The organism is Clostridium septicum, from assembly GCF_003606265.1.
Classification (GTDB): Bacteria; Bacillota; Clostridia; order Clostridiales; family Clostridiaceae; genus Clostridium; species Clostridium septicum.
Map to the genome: position 1 here is coordinate 380,853 of NZ_CP023671.1, position 17,062 is coordinate 397,914.

The 17,062-nt window shown below is 26.0% G+C and carries 13 protein-coding genes and 1 pseudogene; 5 read left to right on the plus strand and 9 right to left on the minus strand.

Annotated features, from left to right (window positions below; all coding sequences use genetic code 11):
- Positions 1 to 175: 175 nt before the first annotated feature.
- Positions 176 to 1,396 (minus strand): peptidase T, encoded by a 1,221-nt coding sequence (gene pepT, locus CP523_RS01695; protein ID WP_120140439.1) that lies wholly within the window; start codon positions 1,394 to 1,396, stop codon positions 176 to 178.
- A 94-nt stretch (positions 1,397 to 1,490) separates the two neighbouring features.
- The gene (locus tag CP523_RS01700) at positions 1,491 to 2,555 is read right to left on the minus strand and encodes a polysaccharide deacetylase family protein (RefSeq protein ID WP_120140440.1); all 1,065 of its coding nucleotides are present in this window, start codon (positions 2,553 to 2,555) and stop codon (positions 1,491 to 1,493) included.
- Positions 2,556 to 2,678: 123 nt separating this feature from the next.
- On the opposite strand from CP523_RS01700, the gene CP523_RS01705 reads away from it, so the two are divergent.
- From CP523_RS01705 to CP523_RS01720, 4 genes are all read left to right on the plus strand, one after another.
- Positions 2,679 to 3,701 carry an IS6 family transposase gene (locus CP523_RS01705; RefSeq protein ID WP_120140380.1) on the plus strand — a complete coding sequence of 341 codons (1,023 nt, stop codon included), beginning with the start codon at positions 2,679 to 2,681 and terminating at the stop codon, positions 3,699 to 3,701.
- 312 nt (positions 3,702 to 4,013) lie between these two features.
- Complete coding sequence (locus CP523_RS01710; RefSeq protein ID WP_066677349.1) at positions 4,014 to 4,679, plus strand: response regulator transcription factor; 666 nt, start codon at positions 4,014 to 4,016, stop codon at positions 4,677 to 4,679.
- 4 nt (positions 4,680 to 4,683) lie between these two features.
- On the plus strand, positions 4,684 to 6,099 hold the full coding sequence (locus CP523_RS01715) for a sensor histidine kinase (RefSeq protein WP_066677348.1): 1,416 nt from the start codon (positions 4,684 to 4,686) through the stop codon (positions 6,097 to 6,099).
- Positions 6,096 to 6,698, plus strand: a complete 603-nt coding sequence (locus CP523_RS01720; protein WP_066677347.1) for a hypothetical protein — start codon at positions 6,096 to 6,098, stop codon at positions 6,696 to 6,698. Before CP523_RS01715 ends, CP523_RS01720 begins: the two co-directional genes overlap by 4 nt.
- A gap of 242 nt (positions 6,699 to 6,940) precedes the next feature.
- Here CP523_RS01720 and CP523_RS01725 read toward each other — a convergent pair whose 3' ends face one another.
- From CP523_RS01725 to CP523_RS01735, 3 genes are all read right to left on the minus strand, one after another.
- A complete protein-coding gene (locus tag CP523_RS01725; RefSeq protein WP_120140441.1) occupies positions 6,941 to 8,182 on the minus strand; it encodes a radical SAM protein in 1,242 nt (413 codons plus the stop codon).
- A gap of 322 nt (positions 8,183 to 8,504) precedes the next feature.
- A complete protein-coding gene (locus CP523_RS16270; protein ID WP_227909591.1) occupies positions 8,505 to 8,903 on the minus strand; it encodes a radical SAM protein in 399 nt (132 codons plus the stop codon).
- Between the two features lie 84 nt (positions 8,904 to 8,987).
- Positions 8,988 to 9,623 (minus strand): SGNH/GDSL hydrolase family protein, encoded by a 636-nt coding sequence (locus CP523_RS01735; protein WP_066677343.1) that lies wholly within the window; start codon positions 9,621 to 9,623, stop codon positions 8,988 to 8,990.
- A 231-nt stretch (positions 9,624 to 9,854) separates the two neighbouring features.
- Between CP523_RS01735 and CP523_RS01740 the strand changes: the two genes are divergently transcribed.
- Complete coding sequence (locus CP523_RS01740; RefSeq protein WP_066677341.1) at positions 9,855 to 10,397, plus strand: collagen-like protein; 543 nt, start codon at positions 9,855 to 9,857, stop codon at positions 10,395 to 10,397.
- An 11-nt stretch (positions 10,398 to 10,408) separates the two neighbouring features.
- Here CP523_RS01740 and CP523_RS01745 read toward each other — a convergent pair whose 3' ends face one another.
- The 4 genes and pseudogenes from CP523_RS01745 to CP523_RS16605 form a co-directional block, all read right to left on the minus strand.
- On the minus strand, positions 10,409 to 10,819 hold the full coding sequence (locus CP523_RS01745) for a GNAT family N-acetyltransferase (RefSeq protein WP_066677339.1): 411 nt from the start codon (positions 10,817 to 10,819) through the stop codon (positions 10,409 to 10,411).
- Positions 10,820 to 11,117: 298 nt separating this feature from the next.
- Complete coding sequence (locus CP523_RS01750; protein WP_162925929.1) at positions 11,118 to 14,021, minus strand: collagenase; 2,904 nt, start codon at positions 14,019 to 14,021, stop codon at positions 11,118 to 11,120.
- Positions 14,022 to 14,326: 305 nt separating this feature from the next.
- A complete protein-coding gene (locus CP523_RS16600; RefSeq protein WP_423243254.1) occupies positions 14,327 to 15,811 on the minus strand; it encodes an LPXTG cell wall anchor domain-containing protein in 1,485 nt (494 codons plus the stop codon).
- A gap of 147 nt (positions 15,812 to 15,958) precedes the next feature.
- Positions 15,959 to 17,059 (minus strand): annotated as a pseudogene (locus CP523_RS16605) (sialidase family protein); the annotation flags it as partial.
- Positions 17,060 to 17,062: the final 3 nt, after the last annotated feature.

Below are 17,062 nucleotides of genomic sequence, written 5' to 3' on the forward strand. Positions count from 1 at the left end.
AAAACTTGTGGTAGAAACTATAAACCACCTACTTTATTTTTAAGTTAATATACCTAATTTTAAAATTTTAATTATGTTATCTACAATCTAGATATTGATATACTTTCTTAAAATAAAAAAACTCTAAAATAAAACTAAATAAATAGTTTTATTTTAGAGTTTTAATTTTAAATTTTTATTTCTCTGAATAAATTCTAACTATATTAAGTATTACTTCTACAGCTTTCTCCATTGATTCTATTGGAATATATTCATATTTACCATGAAAGTTTTCTCCACCAGCAAATAAATTTGGTGTTGGTAATCCCATATATGAAAGTCTTGCCCCATCTGTACCACCTCTAATTGGTTTTACCTTTGGAGTTACATTTGCATCTTCCATTGCTTTTTTAGCTGTTTCAACTATGTGCATTATTGGCTCTATTTTTTCCTTCATATTTCTATATTGTTCTTTTACCTTTACTGTTACTACACCTTCACCATAAACTTCATTTAATTCTTTTTCTATTTCTTTAAATTTTTCTTTTCTCTCTTCAAAAGTATCTGCAAAGAAATCTCTTATTATAAAATCTAATGTTGTTTTTTCTATGCTTCCTTTTATATCTGTAAGATGTGAAAAGCCTTCATATTTTTCTGTTTTTTCTGGTACTTCATTTAATGGTAATTTATTTATAAATTCATGGGCTACCATAATTGAGTTAATCATTTTATTTTTTGCATATCCTGGATGAACATTAACGCCTTTAATTTCAACCTTTACTCCAGCTGCATTAAAGTTTTCAAACTCTAACTCTCCTATTGCTCCACCATCTATTGTATAAGCAAAATCAGCTTTAAACATTTCAACATTAAAGTGATCTGCTCCTTCTCCTATTTCCTCATCTGGTGTAAAACCTATTTTAATATCACCATGTTTTATTTCTGGATGGTTAACTAAATATTCAATAGCTGTCATTATTTCCGCTATTCCAGCCTTATCATCTGCCCCTAAAAGTGTTGTTCCATCCGTAGTTATAAGAGTCTTTCCTATATAATCTCTAAGCTCTGGAGAAAATTTAGGTGATAAAATTACCTCATCATTTAACTTTATATCTCCTCCATCATAGTTTTGAACTATTTGTGGATTAACATTAAGTCCACAGTAATCTGGTGCCGTATCCATATGGGCTATAAACCCTATTGTAGGTATATTTTTATCACAGTTTTTTTCTAATACTGCATAAACATACCCATTTTCACTTATTTCAACTTTGTTTACACCTATTTTTTTAAGTTCTTCTGCAAGAATTTCTGCTAATTTTAATTGTCCTTTTGTACTTGGAGTTAATCCTGTAGTTTCATCTGACTTAGTATCTATTTTAATATATTCTAAAAATCTTTCTTCTACTTTTTTCATATTTTACACTCCATTCCTTATATGTATTTCATTAATATTATTATACCTTAAAATATTTTTCTATACTATATATAAAGAATTTAGCAAAATATATTTATTTTATAGTTCTAAATTCGTATCCTTGAGATTTAAAATAATTAATTATTTCTGGTAATGCCTCTACTGTTTTCTCTTTACCATATGTATCATGCATTAAAACTATTGATTGATTGACTTCTTTAGCACCTTCTTTAACCTTATTAACCATCTCTTCAACTGTATATTCTACTCCCTCAGCATCTCCATTTAATGTATTCCAATCTATGCTAACAATTCCTTCTGAATTTAGTTTATCATCAAATGCTGGTAATGAAGGATCATTATAGTATTTTCTACTCATATAACCACCTGGCATTCTTAAAACCTTTGTGTTAAAGTTTTCTCCAAGTATTTTTTTCATTAACTTATTTGTATTATTAACTTCTTCCATAAAATAATTTATGTCAATAGTATTTCTTGGATATAAAGTTGAAAGATTATGTGTATATGTATGATTTGCTAGTGCATTACCTTCTTTTATAATTCTTTTTAAAGTTTTCTGTGCTTCTGTTGATGCCTCTATCATACTTCCAAGCACAAAAAATGTTCCTTTAACATTATTTTCTTTTAAAATATCTAATACCTTTTCTGTATTAGGGCTTGGACCATCATCAAAAGTTAAAAAAACATATTTTTTTGATCCTGCATATGTACCATAAAGCATAGCTTTTACATCACTAGCATCCATTGCATATGTTACCCCCTCATATGTAACATTACTATTGGGCATTATTTCGTGAGGATCTGATTTCTTTATCTCTTCTTGTTTTTCATATCTTTCTTGTTTCTTAGGTTCCGTATCTTTATTATCATTAGATTTATCATCTACAATTGTTGTTACTATCTCATTTTTTGCATTTTCTTTACTTTTCTCAGCTTTATAATTACTTATATTATTTTTTATTACTATTAATATAGTAACAAATAAGCTAATCATTATAAATTTAAATATAATTTTATTTCTTACTCTTCTTCTATACCTTTTTTTCTTTAATTTATTTATATTAGAGTTTTTAACTTTACATTTCTTTCTTTGATTTTTATATCTTCCATTATAAGCTTTTCTCTCTACATTATTCATTATTTCCCCCTCCTCATATGTTTCGATCTGTTAAGTTATATGAACATTGCTCTTCTCAACCCAAGGAAATACAATAGGTTTGCAAGACTAAATAATACCCCCTTCGAAAAGGAGAGAAGAACAATGAGCAAAACTAATATAAAATGCCCACGCTGTAATTCTGATAAACTATATAAGTTTGGTATGAATAAGCAGGCTAAACAAAAGTATCAATGTAAGCAGTGTAAGCGCCAATTCGTCCTAGGCGACGGTGACGGACGTCCTAAACTAAATAATCCTAAATGTCCTAGATGCGGTAAGGGAACTTACTTACATCATGCATATAAACATTACAATCGCTATAAGTGCAATAACAAGAAGTGTAATCACATAATAGTAAAACATCACACCACCAATATTGATACAGCTTCTAGTGAATTAGTTAGTGGTTCCCTTTCAATGAAAGGAATGCGTTTTCCGCTACATGTAATACTAACTGCATTAACACTATATTTTTTAAATAATTCATCAACAAGAGCCATTTCTCAATTCTTGATGATTAACTCTGGAATTAAAGTATCTCATGTCACGATAGCCAGTTGGACTAATAAATTTGCACCTTTCTTTAAACAAAAGGCTGATAAATTTAAAGCTAGTTTAAACTTACAATCTGACGATTGGCACGCTGATGAAACAGTAGTATTTATTAATGGTGAAAGATACTACCTTTGGTTAGCTATTGATTCAGAAACTAGATTTATTTTAGCATTTCATTTAACTAAATCTAGAAGTTCTGATTCAGCATACGCATTGGTAAATGAAGCTAAAAAATTTGGTGAACCAGCTAATTTTATAACTGATAGATTACCTTCATATAATGAAGCCGTGGCTACGCTATTGCCCAATACAACTCATATTCCTGTAGCTCCAATGTCTAGTGATACAAATAATAATTTAATTGAATCATTTAATAAAACATTTAAAGCCTGGTATAAAACCAAGAAAGGATTCAACTCTTTTCAAAAAGCTAATAACCTTATATATTTATTTATCTTTCACTATAACTTTATTAGACCACATGGATCATTAAATAACTGTACTCCAGCAGAAGTTGCCGGCTTCGCCAGCGATAGCTTTTCTAAAAACTCTTGGTTTTCAGCATCTTAATTAAATTTAATACCTTTGATTAACCTGCAAAAAATCAATGCTATTGTAGGCTTATTTGCCATACAATAAAACATTCAAACTTATATAATTTTCAAAGAGCAAGTAATTCTATGAAAAATCAAGCTATTTTTTCATATCAACTTAACAGATTCATATGTTTGATAAAAATTATCTTTAAGTAATTTTAAAGTTTATTTATATTAAAGATAATATAAAGTTGTAATAAAGTTGTAAATTTTTTATTTCTATTGTTAATTAAATATTTTTAAATTATTATAATTTATAGTGAAATTTCTATATGGAAGGTGACTTATGGCAAATATATTAATTGTAGATGATGAAAAATCAATACGTGATTTAATTGTACTTACACTAAAACTTGAAAACTACTCAACTATGGAGGCTTCAAATGGAGAAATTGCTCTTAATTTAATTAATGAATTTAATTTTGACTTAATTCTTTTAGATATAATGCTTCCTAAAATGAATGGTCTTAAATTATTTCAAGAAATAAAACATAAAAAAATTCCTGTAATATTTTTAACAGCTAAATGTAGCTTACAGGATAAAATTTTAGGACTTAAATTAGGAGCTGAAGATTATATAACAAAACCCTTTGAACCTCTGGAACTTTTAGCAAGAATAGAAGTTATTTTAAGACGAAAAACTAATTATTATTCTGATGATACTAATATATTAAGGTTTCAGCATATAACTATTTTAACTAATGAACGAATTGTTAAAAATAATAATAATGAAATTTCTTTAACTGTTAAAGAATATAATCTACTTGTTGAATTTATTAAAAATATAAATGTTGTTCTTAGCCGAGAATGTTTATTAAATACTGTATGGGGATATGATTTTTATGGAGAAACCAGAACTGTAGATATGCATGTAAAACAGTTGCGTGAAAAACTTAACTTAAAAAACTATCTTGTAACTGTTTATAAAGTAGGTTATAAACTAAGGGAGTAATTTTATGAAATTAAAAAACAAATTATTTATAAATTTCGGTATTCTTTTTTTTATAACTTTAAATATCTCAGGTTGTTTTTTAATTAAATCAACATTTAATACTTCTATACAAAAAGCTATTGATGAAAGTTTTAGAGAATATGCTGTAATATATTCAAATATCAAAAGTGGTGAAAATTTAAATAATTTATTTTTAACTACTGAAGAAATTATATCAATTAAAAGTGATAATTATTTAAGTATTATACAAAACCCTTCTATTAATTTAGAATTTAGAACTAAAAATAATAAGATAATCTATTCTTCTAATTCTAATAACTTTAATTTACCAAATAAATTATTTTCTTTCGATAATGATAAGGCCAATTATATTATACTAAATTTTAATAAAACTAACAATTTAATTATAAGCAAACCAATTTCATTTAATAATCAAAATTTTAGTTTTACATACATAAATAATATTGATTCTTTATATAATACTCAAAATAATAATATTATTATTTTATTTGAATTAAATTTTCTTTTTATTTTAATATTTTTACTTATAATATATTTAATTTCCTCTGATATAACTAAACCCTTATCTATTCTTAGTAATAATATAGACGAAATAATAAAGGGGAACTTCAACAAAAAACTTTCATATTCTAGTGATATTAAAGAACTTAACACTATTTCTACTAATTTTAATTTAATGAGCGAAGAAATTAAGAATAAAATAGCATTATTAAGTAAAGAAAATTTATCAAAACAACGTTTTATTAATAATCTTACCCATGAAATAAAGACTCCATTAACATCTATCATAGGATACTCTAGTCTCATAATTAATAAAAAAATTAAAGATATTGATTTAATTCATAAATCCTTTGAAACAATTTATAATGATGGAAAAAGAATAGAATCATTAACAACAAACTTAATAAAGCTTATAACTCTTGATAAATCAAATCTTGATATAGAAGATGTACATGTTCTCTCTGTATTAGAAGATATTGAAAATACTATTAAAATTAAACTTATAGAACATAATATAGATTTTTCTATACATGGATTTGATTTTATAATAAAAACTGATAAATATTTATTAACTACATTACTATCTAATTTTATAGATAACTCAATTAAAGCAATATCTAACCATAATACCTTAGAAAAAAAGATTATTATAGTTCTTAATAAAAATTCTTTAGTAATAAAAGATTCTGGTATAGGTATTCCAAAAGAAGACTTAGACAAAATATTTGAACCTTTCTATATGATAAATAAATCTAGAGTACACTCTATTGGAGGATTTGGTTTAGGCCTTGCAATTTGTTCAAAGATTATTGAAATATTAAATATTAAATTTTATATTTCTAGCATACCTAATAAAGGTACTACTATAAAATTAATTTTTAAAGGAGATTTTATATGAAAGTTTTAAAGTATTTTATTTTTCCATTTTTTATTTCCTTAATATTATTATTTTTTTATAACTATTCTCCTATAAAAACTGACATTATTTATACAAAAGAAATTACCCCACATAACTATACTTCAAATGCTAAATTAACAGAAATAAGCAAATTAAAGCTTATAGATAAATCTGAAGAACTATTAACTACACTTTTTAGTAATGAATTTAAAATTTCAGATTATGTACCTGAAGTTAGCTTTTATAAAATATCAAATAATAATATAGCCGATATATCTTTTAGAGAAAAAGAGAATCCATCATTAAACTATATGGTATCTTTTAACATACAGACATCTTATCCTTATCATATTGACTACTATAATTTTAAGGATATAGATTATGAAGATACTCAAATCTTATCTTCTGATGAGTTAAAATCTTCTGCCTTAGATTATTTTTCTAAAATACCTATAAATAATAAGGATTCTGTAAAATTTTCTCATTTCTATATTAACGATACTTATACTGCTTATTTTAAAGACTATTCATCAGAAACTGTAATTTCAATTACATTAAATAAATTTACTGGTAAACTTATTTCATATTATTTAAATTAAAACTTAAATACTTAAACATATACCTTATAAAATTCTATAATTACTTGTAATTTAATTTTTTAAGGAAACTAAAATAAACCAGCAATAAAATAATTTGCTGGTTTATTTATAAACTATTATTTAAATTTATTTTTCTAAAGATATAGTTTTGTCAAAAACTACCTTATTTTTTGTCATATACTACAATCTATATTTTTATAGAGTATATATTTATGTATATCCCATAACTAAATTATTTATTTCTAATATAATTTTATTTCCTTAGGCCAAGGCTCATTACTACATATTCTCCAAGTTTTATCTATATACTGATGTGTATAATGCTGTTCTAATAAATGGTATATATACGTCCCTCTTTTAGTTAATTTATAACCACTATCTATTTTTTCTATCATCCCTAAAACTCTTGCTAGAAATAACTCTATTTTAAAGAACTTATCTAAGTCCTCATTAAATAAATCTTTAAATGATTTACTATTAAATTCTAATGTATAAGCATTCCAAAATCCCCAATACAAAGCTCTAACTCTTTTTGTAAAATCCATAGTTAATGATGTAGCAGTTAACTTAGTGTCCATAACCTTTATATATTCAGGTACTGAAAATGTATTAATTTTAAAATAGTTATTTGTTAATGTAGCTGCACTTGGTCCAAATCCTATATAAGAATCTCTAGTTATTGATGAATATTTAGAAATACCTTCTTTTCCAAATGTCCATACAGACGTTCTTTTTAAACCTAAATTTTCACTTATACTTTCTAAAGATTGTAATAGCTCTTTCTTTTCATATTTTCCCATAGGCTTACTTTTATTCTTCGCATAAGAAAAATCTATAAAAGGATATGTTGATACTTGAGTTGCACCATTTTTAATTGCAATTTCAAAATCTTCTATTAAATTTTCCTTAGTTTGTCCTTTAATTCCAAATATTAAATCCACATCTATAACCTTAAATCCAGCATTTTTTACTAAATTTATTTTCTCAGCTCCATTTATATACTCTCTGCCTAAAGTTTTTAAGTTATCTTTATTAAAGGATTGAATACCTATACTAACCATATCAAATCCTATATCTATTAAGCTTCTTAACATTATTTCATTAATATCTCTTGGATGAAGTTCTATTCCTATATTAGCTTTTATATTAAAATTATATTTTAAAGCTTTAATTATTTCCCCTAAGCTATCTATCATTAAAGCTGGTGTCCCACCTCCAAAATAGACACTAGTTATATTTTTTTCACCATAAAAAACACCCATATTTTCAATTTCTTTTATTAATGCATCTTTATACTCATTAGCTAAGTTTTTATCAAATTCAACTTTGTTATAGGGACAAAAAGGACATAATTTTTCACAAAAAGGTATATGAACATAAAGTCCTAATTCTTTCATATTAGAATCCATTTCTTCTATTTTGTTAGTAAAACTTATAGCTTTAAAAGATCTTGTTGCTATAATTCTAAAAATGTTTGTTACCATAATTCCCCCTAAACATACTTTAAATAAGTTCTTATCATATCTAATATAACTACTGGCTTACCTTGGCATAATAAAGTAAATTCATTTGCAAAAAGGTATCCACATTCTTCACAAAGCCCTTCTATTTCAATACATCTTCCACAAGTGTACCTTTTCTTTTCTTCTGAAATAATACATTGATAACATGGTCTTTTCCAATTTTCTTCTTTATAATAGTCTAAAGCTGTAGTTAAATTAAAAACAGATATTTTTCTTTTATCATTCTTTTAATTTCTTCTATAGCTAAACTCTTTTCCTCTTTACTTAATACTAAATCATTTGTTCACTCATATGGAGTATGTAAATTAAAAGAAATAGATTTTAGATTTTTATTTTCCTTAACAAGTCTACATACACCTTCTATATCTGAAAGATTTTTATTATTTACAGCCATATATACGCAAATATTAGAATTATTTTCTTTCTCCACATTTTTTAATATTGTATCAAATGTATTTCCTCTAATAAAATTATGATTATTCTCTAATCCATCTAAGCTTAAAAATATAATATCCACATCTGGTAAATCTAATTCTATAGTTCCATTAGTAACTATATTTACAATTAAAAAAACTATTTCCTTAGCTTCCTTAACTAAATCTCTTATATTTTTACCTGAATCCTCCCATAAGAAAGTTTCGCCTCCACAAAAGAATAAAATTCTAATATCTTCATTGTACATAGCTTGCATTTCTTTTCATTTATCCACCATCTACTAAATAAATATTATTTAAATTTATTAAAAATTATTGGTTTATACTTCGAATTAAGTTAATATTTCCCTACATATTTTTTCGAATGCTTTTGCTAAATCTTTATGCCCTTTCTTTGAAAGATGAAGTGAATCAATTTTAGAAGCTTCAGTAATTAACGCTGCGTTCATAAATTCAACCCCTAAGCTTTTAGAGATTTTTTCATACTTAGGTGCTAACTCTTTTGATATTTTATGACTTCTTATATATCCAAATTCTTCTTCATTCATGGTTTCAGCAACATGTATTGGAGACACTAGTAATATTTCTGCTGAATCATTAGTTTCACTTTCTTTTTCTGTAGTGCTTAAAGCAATCTTTACTAAAGTTCCAGCTCCATTAGCAATTTCGCTAGATGTTGCATTAAATCTTAATTTTAAATCATTAGTTCCAAGCATTATAATAATCAAATCTATTGGATAATGTAGCTTAATGCATTCTTCAAAATATTTTGCTCCATTTCTAAAGGGGTCCTCTGGATCATCTAATACAGTTGTCCTACCATTTAATCCTTCTTCTATAACACAAAATCCGTCTCCTAATAAATCCTGTAATATTCCTGTCCATCGTTCCTTGCTTGTATATCTTTCTCCAGTTCCAGGAATATAACCATAAGTATTAGAATCACCATAACAAAGTATTTTCTTCATAAAATCTCTCCTCCTCCATGTGTAAATTATTTCAAATTAATTTTATATACTTATCTTAGCACATAAAAATTAACTCTTATATACTATTTACAGAATATTCTCATTAGAAATCAACTAAAAAATTATTTATTAAGAACATTTCATTTTACATAGCATATTATATTGTATAGCTAAAATATTAATTGCTATGTAAGAATATAATCTAATGATAAACCTAAGGAGGTTATTTTTATGAGTTTTGATAATTATTGTCATCACCACCATGATCATAAACCAAATAAATGTTTTATTCCACCTAAAATACAAATTCCTAGACAATCAGGTCCTATGGGACCTAAAGGTCCTAAAGGAGATAAAGGTGATCCAGGAATCCCTGGAATTCCTGGTGGTCTATTAGGCTTTGCAGATTTCTATAATACAACTGAACAAAAACTAGATCATAATAAGCCTATTGCCTTTGCTAATAAAGGTATTTCTGGAGGAAAACCTATTGTACCAAATGCTGCTTATACTATATTTACCCTACAAAAAAACGCTAAATATTTAGTTCTATTTCAAATAAGTGCAAATGGTAATACTAGTATAGGTTTAGCTTTAAATGGCACCTTAATTCCTTCTTCAGTTGTTACTGATACAGGTAATACTGATACAATTGGATTTTCTATTATAGAAACTACTGCAACTAATTATACCTTATCAGTTATAAATAATAATAATTCTAACTTAAATGTTAAGGATGAGCCTTCTCATCTTATTTTCTTACAACTAGCTTAGAATTTTTATGATTATATGTAAACTCTAAATAATTTATAATAAATGCCTCTATATCCTTTATAAATAAAGAATATAGAGGTTACTAATTTATTTAAAAATTCTATTGCAGTTTCTAGTAATTTTTTACCATAACCTTTTCCTCTATACTTTTTGCATAATCCAATATCAAATATGCCTCTTTCTTTTTTTATTTCACAATTCATAAATCCTATAATATCAGTATATTCTGCAACCATAAAAAAATATTTTTTATCATTTGATTTATTTATATATCCTTCTATATCACTTAAATCACAGAATCTTCCATGAGGCATATCACTAAATGAATCATTAAAAACCTTCAAATACTTCTCTTTATTTTCTTTAGTTAATTTAACTAAATCTAAAATTTCTTCTTTTATATTCCTATCTTTTAAAAACATATTTAAAGCTTAATATTCCTTTTTAAATCCTATATTTTCCAACATTTTCATTATTTCTTCGTTTCTTTCACCTAAATTAACCTTATTATTAAACATATCCTTTACTTCACAAATAGATTTTTTAAAATAACTACTACAATCATTAGAACCTTCGATAAATCCATATTATATTAATGCTCTTCTTAAATTTATTTATATATATTTAGATTTATACTATTAATTTTCAAATAATTATACCTATTTAAAAGTAAAAAACCGTAAATAGGCTTTTTAAATCCTCCTATTTACGGTTTAAAAACTAATTCTTATTTATATTCAACTTGTAACTTCCATTTGAATTATTATTATAATTATATACAGATATATAATATTTTCCTGGTTTTGCTACATAATTACTTTGTAAATTTCCATTTTCTCTTTTTGCATAATCTATATAACTTTCTAAATTGTCAGCTGAATAAAGAAGCCAGTTAATTTCTAGGTTCTCGTTGTTTTCTAATACTATATTTAACTCTGTTTCTTTATCTAAGTTTATTTCATATATATTAGTATTATTATCTTTGTCAAATGATCCTACTACCTTATTTATATTATCCATATTCATTGCTGTTTCATAAGTATGATTATTTCCAGTTTCTTTTACTATGGTATCATTTATATCTCCAGTAAGTGTTAGTGTATAATCGCCTTTTTCATCTTCTCCATTATATTTATATACTGTTATAGAATATTTTCCTGGCTCTAAATGTGCTTTACCTTCTAAAGTAGTTTCATCTATCTTAGGATAAGCAATAGCATCTAGAGTTCCTTCTTTACATAAAATCCAAGTTAATCCCAGTTTATTTGGATTATCTAATCTTATATTAACATCTCCAGTTTTATTTACATCGAAATTAAAAGTTTCTCTATGATTTTTACCAGATACATTAGTAGTTATAGGTTCATCTACATTAATATTTTTATCCCCTTGTACTACTTTATCTTCACTATCATTAGCATTGTCTTCATTATTATGGTTTTTAATTTCATCAGTTAAAACACCATGTATTACAACATCATATTCATAATTTCCATCATCATTTACTCTATAATTAGTGAAATATGCTGTAAATGTCTTATATCCATCCCATTCTTTATTAGAAAGTTCTTTTAAAACTTCATTTAACTTTTCATTCATTTCATTCCAATCACTTGATTCTCCATTACTTCTGTTTCCAGTAAAGTTTCCTCTTAAATCGAATGTTTTAAAGAATTGTGATGATGTTTCATTTACTTTTATATCTTTTAAATTAGCAGTTTTTTCTATTTCATCATAAACTTCTTTTGAATCTTTATAAGAATGTTCTTTTATATAATCATCTGATACTAATGGTACATTAAGTTTATCAAGATCATTTAATAGATTATTCATATTATTTTGATAACCTCTATTTAAATCAGCATTACTACTAAGTGATTCTATATAATCTTTATATCCTTGTACATTATTTGCTTTTATATTATTAGTAATATTTTTAAACATATCTATATTATGATTATACATGTAGTTTGAAAAAGCAAATCCATAATAATAGAAGCTCCAATCTCCATAGCCTACATGAAGTAATGAATTTAAATCCATTCTATTATTTTCGTCATAAGCTATATTTTTTACAATAGACTTTCTTGGCTTTATTCCTTCAGTTCTAGTTGAACCTGCAAAGAATTCTGCTGTTCCTTCTTCGTACCAAGTTAATGAATTATCTTTATAGAAATCTCCTCTTCCCCATACACCAGGAACTACATATCTTCCTTGTAAGTAATGAGTAAATTCATGACGGAATAATTCCTCTAATGTGTATATGCTTTCCTCTTCTGTTCTTTCATAAGTAAAGAATGTACCCATACCTTCCATATATATTCCGCCATTATCTACACTAAGTCCATAAAATTTTTCATTTAGTTTATATTCTTTTGGAGAATTGTATATAACAACATTTAAAATATCATCTGGATGTCCTTCGTCTAAAGGCTTATCGTTTTGAACCATTCTCATATATTGAGCTTGTACTTCTTTAGCTGCCCAATAAAGTCTTTGAATTTTTTCTTCTGAAACCTTATCTCCTGCTTTAACTATAAATTTACCATCATCAAAAGTATAAGTCTTTGGTAAATACTTATTTTTTCCTTCTTCCTTTATATCAGCCATTTTTAAAATGTTACCATCAAAATCTTCACCATTAAAATTATTAATTAAAGCTATTGCTGCTTCTACATATTGATATGAGAAGTATGGATATAACTTCATTGCATCTGTTAATGCTTTTTGTGAACATCTCTTATCTTCTCTAAATTTGCTAAGCTTTCCTGTGAAAAATATAGCATTATTAATTATATACTCATTTTTTTCCTCTACATTATTGCCTAGTAAACATAAATTTTCTACTTCTTCTATAAAGGAATCTATATTACCATAAAACTGTGTATTTTCTGCCTTTTTACCTTCTGTAGCTGCTAATATAGTACTTGTATGATATTCTATTCCCTTAACTAATTCATATGCTGAAGCTAATTTATAATAGTCATCTTTATATGTATCAAAATTTTCTCTAACATCTCTTAATACTTTAGCTGTATTATTAATTACTTCATTATCTGCTGAAGCATTTCCTATAAATGTTCCTAAAGCTCTAACTACTTTATTTTGTTCTACTGTTCCTACTCCAAAATTCTCGTTATTTTCTATAGCTTTTAATGCTGGTAAACATTTATTTTTATAATCTAAATCGTTTAAATAAGATAGCTCTTTATTATAAAATCCTAAATAAAAACCTGCTCTTAAAACTTCACTTAACTCTGCTATACCTTTTTCATCTTCTTTTGTAAACTCATTTCCACTTTTCTCTAACGCATTTATCAATGCTTCAATACGATTTCTATCATTATAGAATTTATAAGTATCTTTATTAAAGTCAAATAGTCCTCTTATGTCTCCTAAATTTGAATTTTCAATTACTGAAACTAACTTATCATAACTAAGAGTGTTTAAATAACTAATTTCATAATTTTGTATATCCTGTTGACTTAAAGCTCCATTTGGAACATTGCTAACTGCCAATACTGGAATAGAACTATTAGCTGATAAAAAAGCCATTAAAGCTAATGTTGCACCTCCTTTTCTAAGTATTTTTTCTTTTTTCATCCTTTGTAATTTTGCATCCATATGCATCCCCCTAATAATTTTAAATCAATCATGTTGATTTTAATAAAATATTTAAATATATAATAAATAATTAAATATTTTTATCTTTTTTTGTAAACAAGATTCATTATAACACATTTTTGGATATTATTCCTGTTTTTTATTGTATATATTTAAAATTTTTATATAATTTCAAAAAACGGCACCTTTTAATTTAACTCTTATAATATAAATTAAGATTTAATAAATAAATTTTAATAAAACATCATAAAAAAATAAGCATCTTACAAATTAATATTGTAAGATGCTTTAATATCTCCTTATAATTATTTTCTCTTTTTAAATATTACAATCCCTGCTGTAGCAAATATTGATCCTAATAATCCTACTGCAGTAGCAGGTACTCCTCCTGTTTGTGGTAACTTATTATTTCCTTTACCTGGTTTATTATTAGAATTAGTTCCACTATTATTGTTGCTTCCATTATTACTATTACCATTATTATTTGAATTTCCATCATTAACTGCTACAAGATTTTTCAATGCATCTTCTAATGAATTTTCTGCACTACGTACTTCTTTTTCTGTTGCATCTTCATTATTAATTATTGATTTAGCTAACTCTAAAGCATTATTTAAATTTTTTATACTTTCCTTAGTATATTTCTTTGAATCAATTGTTTCTGCTTTATTTATTAATTCTTCTAATTGATCCTTGTTAGGCTTTAATCTTAAATCTAAAAATGCTTTCATTAACTTATCATATGATTCCAATACTTCTTTTTCCATAGCATTTACATCATTAATAACTACATTTACTTCTCCTAAAACAGATTGTAAATTCTCCCAAGTAGATTTAATATATTCACTTTCATCTAAATTATTAATTTTTTCAACTAATTTTGTTAGTTCAGTTTTATCTCCTTTATAAAAAGATAATTTTTGCATTACTGAACTTAATCTATCAAAAGATTTATCTACTTCCTCTCTAGTAGCCTCCTTATTTGATAATATATATTTTGCTTCTTTAATAGCATTTTTGAACTCCTTTACAACTATAGGAACAACATTTTCTAATTCTTTATCAGTTATTTTTTCTGCTTCTTCTACTGCTATTTCTAAATGCCTTTTAAAAACTTCATCTGTTTCTTTTTTAGTTAAATTATTTATAGCATTTTCTAATGTAGCTTTTGCAGCATCAACCTCTTCTTGCACTGCACTTTCATTTACTAAAACTTTATTTGCTACTTCCAAAGCTTTTTCATATAAAATCCAGCTTTCTTCTGTATAATCTTCCTTTATTAGATTAGATGTACTATCTACCAAATCTTGCAATAAACTTTTATCTACTGATTGAACTTCTTCTCCAACTTGTACATTTAAGCCTGTGTTTCTATCTTCAGTTATATCTGTTACCTTATTAACTACATTAACTATCTTTAAACCTGATTTTCCTTTTATAGTTATAGTATAATTACCATTTGATATATCAGCTGGTACTGTTCCTTCAAATGTATATTCGGATCCACCTTTACTATTAGCTAAAGTTAATAAAACTTCTTTTCCTCCAATATCAGCTGTTATAGTTCTATCACCTATAAGTGATACTGTTTGATCAAAAGTTACATTTAAAGATATTTTATCTCCCGGATCATAAATATTATTTTCACTATTCGTTGTATATGATTTTATATTGGCAGCTGGTACATCTTGTAATAAATCTGCTTTTAAATAATCTATATTCATTCTAGTAAAGGACATTTGTCTGCTTCCTGTACCTTCATAGAATAATCCAATTTCACCATTTGGCATTTCTGATAAACAGGAATATCCATAAGTTCCCGGTGCCACTACTTTATTATATCTCCACTCAATATCATAACGTGGTTCACCATTTTCATAAGATCCATTTTCAGTTATTAAACCTACTCTAACAGTTCCATTTACTCTATTTGGATAATTAGCATCTGGATTTGCAAAAATTATAGCATCTTTACCATCTATCTTTTGACTGTAATTAATAACACTTAGTTGACAATAAGGTTCTTTTATATTTTCATCCCTTACTACATCATCTTCCCAAGTTGCTCCTCCATCAAAGCTTGTTGCTATTCTTACACGTCCACTATTTCCTCCAGTATTTCTCATAAACATTTTTAACTGTCCATTTGGCATTTCAACAACTTGACATTCTGTTAATTGTCCTACTCCACCACTTGTATTTGTTGTTATTGTTTCTGCACTAGCTCTATCTCCATTATCCATTAATCTACCATCAGTAGCTGTTTCTCCTATATTCCAAGTTGCACCATTATCATCACTATATATAACAGCACTTGATTGGAAACCAGATGCATTTGTTAAATATACAGGGAATAATAATCTTCCTGCGTATCTACCAGTTTTTATTTGATGTCCTTTTCCTGGACCTGTTCCTAGAAATCTCATCCAGTCTGTCTTTACTTCTTTATTTAAATCTATTGGATCACTCCAAGTTTGTCCATCATCATCACTATAAATTAATGATAAAAATGATGTTCCCATTACTTTTAACGGTGAATTACTTAATAAAACATTACCTATACGATTACCATTTTCATAAAGCTCATTGTTGTTATCTACTGTATAATTTGTAGCCTCTCCATTACTATCGTACACAACACCTTCTTCTCTTACTGTATAAATAGTATCATTAGCTCCTAATAATTTAAGATAACGTTTACCTTCTATTTCTACATATCCACTTCCTGTTTTAGAATTTCCAAATCCATATCCTTCTGCAAAATGAGTTACTATTAAAAATATTCTTCCTGTTTCATCATCTTGGAGTAATGATGTATCTATAGCTGAAGATGCACCAGGATAATCTAATATTATTTTTCCTTCATCCCAAGTTACACCTCCATCTGTACTCCTTTTTATTCCTGTATCAATATTATTAGGGGCATCATGTCCTCCACCTTTTCTAACATCTATAGATGCTAAAACTGTACCATCTTTAGTTGTATATAAAGCAGGTATTCTAAAATTATTGCTTCCTAATTCTCCTGGAGTAAATATATC